The 5,140-nt window shown below is 68.9% G+C and carries 5 protein-coding genes and 1 pseudogene; all 6 read left to right on the forward strand.

From position 1 onward, the window contains the following. Positions 1-811, forward strand: an 811-nt coding sequence (locus AC1DOC_RS20670) for an ABC transporter substrate-binding protein (protein ID WP_478130395.1), incomplete at its 5' end; no start/stop codon positions are given. Positions 812-819: 8 nt separating this feature from the next. Continuing rightward, on the forward strand, positions 820-1,539 hold the full coding sequence (locus AC1DOC_RS20675) for an ABC transporter ATP-binding protein (protein WP_062365217.1): 720 nt from the start codon (positions 820-822) through the stop codon (positions 1,537-1,539). 127 nt (positions 1,540-1,666) lie between these two features. Continuing rightward, entirely contained in the window at positions 1,667-2,383 is a 717-nt protein-coding gene (locus AC1DOC_RS20680; RefSeq protein ID WP_307596776.1) for an ABC transporter ATP-binding protein, read from the forward strand. Further along, positions 2,376-3,248, forward strand: coding sequence for a branched-chain amino acid ABC transporter permease (locus tag AC1DOC_RS20685; protein ID WP_062365219.1), 873 nt, complete (start codon positions 2,376-2,378; stop codon positions 3,246-3,248). The genes AC1DOC_RS20680 and AC1DOC_RS20685 overlap by 8 nt, the downstream gene beginning before the upstream one ends. A 14-nt stretch (positions 3,249-3,262) precedes the next feature. Next, a complete protein-coding gene (locus AC1DOC_RS20690) occupies positions 3,263-4,312 on the forward strand; it encodes a branched-chain amino acid ABC transporter permease (protein ID WP_307596777.1) in 1,050 nt (349 codons plus the stop codon). After that, a pseudogene (locus AC1DOC_RS20695) lies at positions 4,296-5,092 on the forward strand (dioxygenase family protein). Before AC1DOC_RS20690 ends, AC1DOC_RS20695 begins: the two are co-directional and overlap by 17 nt. Positions 5,093-5,140: the final 48 nt, after the last annotated feature.

Below are 5,140 nucleotides of genomic sequence, written 5' to 3' on the forward strand. Positions count from 1 at the left end.
CAACTGGACCTACCACCTGTTTTGGGGGCTCGAGGACGTCATCGCCAACTTCACCAACGGCTGGAAGACCGTGGCCACCAACAGGAAGGTCGGCGGCCTGTTTCCCAACGATGGCGACGGCAATGCCTGGGGCGACAAGGAACTGGGCTTTCCGAAGCCGCTCGCGCAGATGGGCTTCACGCTCACCGATCCCGGCCGCTTCCAGAACGGCACGCAGGACTTCAGCGCGCAGATCGCGGCCTTCAAGCGCGACAACGTCGAGATCGTCACCGGCGTGGTGATCCCGCCCGACGCCAAGACCTTCCTCGCGCAGGCGCGGCAGCAGGGCTTCAAGCCGAAGGTCGTCACGCTCGGCAAGGCGCTGCTGTTCCCGGGCGCGATCGAGGCGCTGGGCGACCTGGGCGACGGGCTCTCGACCGAGGTGTGGTGGAGCCCCTCGCATCCGTTCACGTCGAGCCTCACGCAGCAAAGCGCAAAGGCGCTGGCCGAGGCCTACGAGGCCGGTGCGAAGAAGCAGTGGACGCAGCCCATCGGCTTCGCGCATGCGCTGTTCGAACTGGCGGCGAACGCGCTGTCGCGTGCCAAGTCGCTGAAGGCCGGCGATGTGCGCGATGCGGTCGCATCGACTTCGATCGATTCCGTGGTCGGCCCGGTGAAGTGGGGCGGGCCGGGCCCGTTCAAGAACGTCAGCAAGACGCCGCTGGTGCTCGGCCAGTGGGGCAAGGGCAAGAAGTACAAGGTCGAGCTCGGCATCGTGAACAACGAAGCGGCCAAGGGCATTCCGGCCGGCGGCACGCTGCGGCTGCTCTGAGGAACGCCATGGCACTGCTGGCATTGCATGCGGTGAGCAAGTCGTACGGCGCGCTTCGGGTCACCGACGACATCTCGCTCGAAGTGGCCGAGGGCGAGACGCTCGGCATCCTCGGGCCCAACGGGGCGGGGAAGACCACGCTGTTCAACCTGATCTCGGGCGACGCGCGCGTCGATGCGGGGCGCGTGGAGTACGCGGGGCGCGACGTGACGCGGCTCAAGCCGCACCAGCGCTGCCATGCGGGCATCGGGCGCAGCTACCAGGTGCCGCAGCCCTTCGGGAACATGAGCGTGTTCGAGAACCTGGTGACCGCGGCCTGCTTCGGCGGGCAGCAGACCGAGCGCGAGGCATGGCGCACGGCGCACGAAGTGCTCGCGCAGACGGGGCTGATGCCGCACGCGAACAAGCCGGCCGGCGGGCTCACGCTGCTCGACCGCAAGCGGCTGGAGCTTGCGCGCGCGCTTGCGACGAAGCCGCGCCTGCTGCTGCTCGACGAGATCGCGGGCGGCCTGACGGAGCCCGAGGCCGCGGTGCTGGTGGCGGAACTGAGGCGCATCAAGGCGCGCGGCGTGACCATGATCTGGATCGAGCATGTGGTGCATGCGCTGCTGTCGCTCGCGGACCGGCTGTTCGTCATCAACTTCGGGCAGAAGCTGGCGGAGGGGGCGCCGCTCGCGGTGATGAACGATTCCGAGGTGCGTCGGGTTTACATGGGGATGGAAGCATGAGCGCGTTTTCTTGTATTGCTCCTTCCCCTTCCGGGGGAAGGCCGGGATGGGGGCGCGACGGCGCCACCACTCCAACGCCGCTTGCCCCCACCCCAGCCCTCCCCCGCAAGGGGAGGGAGCAAAGATCATGAACGCCCTGCTCGAAACCCACGGCCTCCAGGCCTTCTACCGCGACGCCCAGGCTCTCTTCGGCATCGACTTCACGCTGGCCGCCGGCGAGCTCGTCGCCATCATCGGTGCCAACGGCGCCGGCAAATCCACCTTCCTCAAGAGCCTCGCGGGCCTCGTCCGCGTCCCGCGGGAAACCATCCGCTTCAAGGGCGAACCCATCGGCGGCCTACCGCCTGGCGAGATCGTCCGGCGTGGCCTGGCCATGGTCCCCGAGGGCCGGCGCCTCTTCCCGAGCCTGAGCGTCGAGGAGAACCTGCGCATGGGCGCCACCGCGGCCCGCAAGGGTCCGTGGAACCTGCAGCGCCTGTACGCCCTGTTCCCCATCCTCGCCGAGAAGCGCCACGCGCCCGGCACCTCGCTGTCCGGCGGCCAGCAGCAGATGGTGGCGCTCGGCCGCGCGCTCATGAGCAATCCCGAAGTGCTGCTGTGCGACGAGCTCTCGCTCGGCCTTGCGCCGATCGTCATCCGCGAGATCTATGCGGCCATGCCCGCCATCACGGGCGAAGGCATGACCGTCGTCATCGTCGAGCAGGACGTGACGATGGCGCGGCAGGTCTCGCAGCGCATCTACTGCTTCCAGGAAGGCCGCGTGTCGCTCGAAGGAAAGTCGGGCGAACTCACGCGCGAGCAGATCTCGCAGGCCTACTTCGGCATCGAGGCCGCCCATGCTTGAGACCGTCATCCAGGGCGTGCTGCTCGGCGGCCTCTACACGCTGTTCGCACTCGGCCAGTCGCTGATGTTCGGCGTCATGCGGCTCACCAACACGGCGCAGGGCGACTTCATCATCCTCGGCGCCTTCGCGGTCATTGCGGGCGTGTCGGTGGCGGGCGATGCCACGCCGGGGCTCGTTGCCATGGTCGCGCTCGGGGTGCTGCCGGTGGCCTTCGTGTTCGGCTACGCGCTGCAGCGCTACGTGCTCAACGGCACGCTCGGCAAAGACCCGCTGCCCTCGCTCGTCGTCACCTTCGGCTTGTCGATCGTCATCCAGAACCTGCTGCTCGAACTGTTCTCGGCCGACCCGCGCGCCATCGAGACCGGCGGGCTCAGCACGCAGGGCGTGGCGCTGGGCGACACGCTCTCGCTCGGCGTGCTGCCGCTCGTCGTGCTGGCCGTCGCGCTGGTTGCAACGGCCGCGCTGCAATGGCTCTTCGCGCGCACGGCGCTGGGCCGCTCGTTCCGCGCGGTGTCCGACGACCGCGAGATCGCCGAACTCATGGGCCTGGACGCGAAGAAGGTCTATGCCTTTGCGACCGCCATTGCCTTCGTGCTGATCGCCATCGCCGGTGCGCTGCAGGGCATGCGCACCACGGTGTCGCCGTCGGACGGCCCGCTGCTGCTGCTGTTCGCCTTCGAGGCCGTGATCATCGGCGGCATGGGCTCGTTCTGGGGCACGCTGGCCGGCGCGATGATCCTGGGCATCACGCAGCAGATCGGCTTCCGGCTCGATCCGGGCTGGGGCATCTGGGCCGGACACATCGTGTTCCTGGTCGTGCTGGTGCTGCGGCCGCAGGGCCTTTTTCCGAAGACACGTGGATGAAGCCGATGACGAACATGCCCCCACCCCTCATTGACGTCGAGCGCGCCACCGCCGCGAGCCGCATCGCGCTCGCCGCCGGCACCGCGCTCGTGCTGATCGCCGCCAGCCTGCCTTTGTGGGGCGAGCCGAGCTGGATGCGAGAGTTCGTCGAGATCGCCTGCTACTTCATCTTCGCGATGATGTGGAACCTGCTCGCCGGCTACGGCGGCATGGTGAGCATCGGGCAGCAGGCCTTCTTCGGCTTCGGCGGCTACGTCATGCTGATGCTCGGCAATTTCGCGGACGTCAACCCCTTCGTGGCGGTGCCGCTGGGCGCGCTCGCGGCAGGGCTCATCGCCGTGCCCGTGTCCTTCGTCGCGTTCCGATTGTCGGGCGGCTACTTCGCCATCGGCACCTGGGTGATCGCCGAGGTGTTCCGCCTGAGCTTCGCCAACGTGTCGGCGGTGGGCGGCGGCTCGGGCACCACGCTCACGGCGCTGCGCGGCATCGAACGCACCACGCGCGAAAGAACCACCTACTGGATGGCGCTGGCCTGCGTGGTCGCGGCCGTTGCGCTGGTCTACCTGTTCCTGCGCAGCAAGCGCGGGCTCGCGCTGTTGGCCATCCGCGACAACGAGGTGGCCGCGGAGTCGCAGGGCGTTCCGGTGGCGCGCATGAAGCTCGCGGTGTATGTGGTGGCGGCCTTCGGTGCGGGACTCGCGGGCGCGCTCTACTTCGTCGGCAACCTGCGCATCAGCCCCGACGCGGCCTTCAGCGTCAACTGGACGGCGTTCGCGATCTTCATGGTGGTGATCGGCGGCATCGGCCGCATCGAGGGGCCGCTGGTGGGCGCGCTGGTCTTCTGGGCCTTGAACAAGTTCCTCAGCGACTACGGCACCTGGTACCTGCTCGGGCTCGGGCTGCTGGCCATCGGTGTGACGCTCTTCTTCAAGCAGGGGCTGTGGGGCTGGGCGCAGCAGCGCTGGGCCTGGTCCCTGTTCCCGACGCAGCGGCGGCTCCTGCCGCCCGCGCCTTCTTTTTCTTCTTCCGACCTGGAGCGGGGCTTCCATGCGAAACATCGATGAACACACCATCACCGCCGCCGTGCTCGAACGCATGGCCGGCTGCGAGGACGCGCGCCTGAAGGAAGTGATGTCGGCGCTCGTGCGCCACCTGCACGACTTCGCGCGCGAAGTGAAGCTGACCGAGGCCGAATGGAGCGCCGGCATCGAGTTCCTGACCGCCACGGGCCAGAAGTGCGATGCGCAGCGGAGAGCCCTCAGGCCACCGAGGCCACCGTGTTCGGCCCCTTCCACGTGGCGGGCGCGCCGCAGCTGCCGCTGGGCAGCGACATCTCGGGTGGCGCGGTGGGCGAGCCGCTGTTCGTGCAAGCCACGGTGCGCGGACCCGGCGGCGAGCCGGTCGCCGACGCGGTGGTCGATGTCTGGGAGGCCGACGCCGAAGGCTTCTACGACGTGCAGCGGCCCGGCGCGCAGCCGCAAGGGCGGGCGGTCCTGCGCACCAACGCCGAGGGCCGGCTGTGGTTTCGCGGCGTGGCGCCGGTGGCCTACCCGATTCCCACCGATGGACCGGTCGGCGCGATGCTGCGCGCAACCCGGCGGCATCCATGGCGCCCCGCGCATGTGCACTTCATGGTCCAGGCGCCGGGCTACGAGACGCTGATCACGCACGTCTTCCGCGAGGGCGATCCCTACCTCGACAGCGATGCGGTGTTCGGCGTGCGCAGTTCGCTGATCGGCGACTTCGCGCAGCACGCCGCAGGGCGCGCGCCCGACGGGAGCGTGCAGGAAGCGCCGTTCCACACGCTGGAGTTCGCGTTCGTGCTCGAGCCTGCGGGGGTGTGACGACCCGAGGCGCATCCTTCAGCGCGGTCGCGGGCGACTGCACTCAGC

Source organism: Variovorax sp. 01T439_2, from assembly GCF_056398445.1.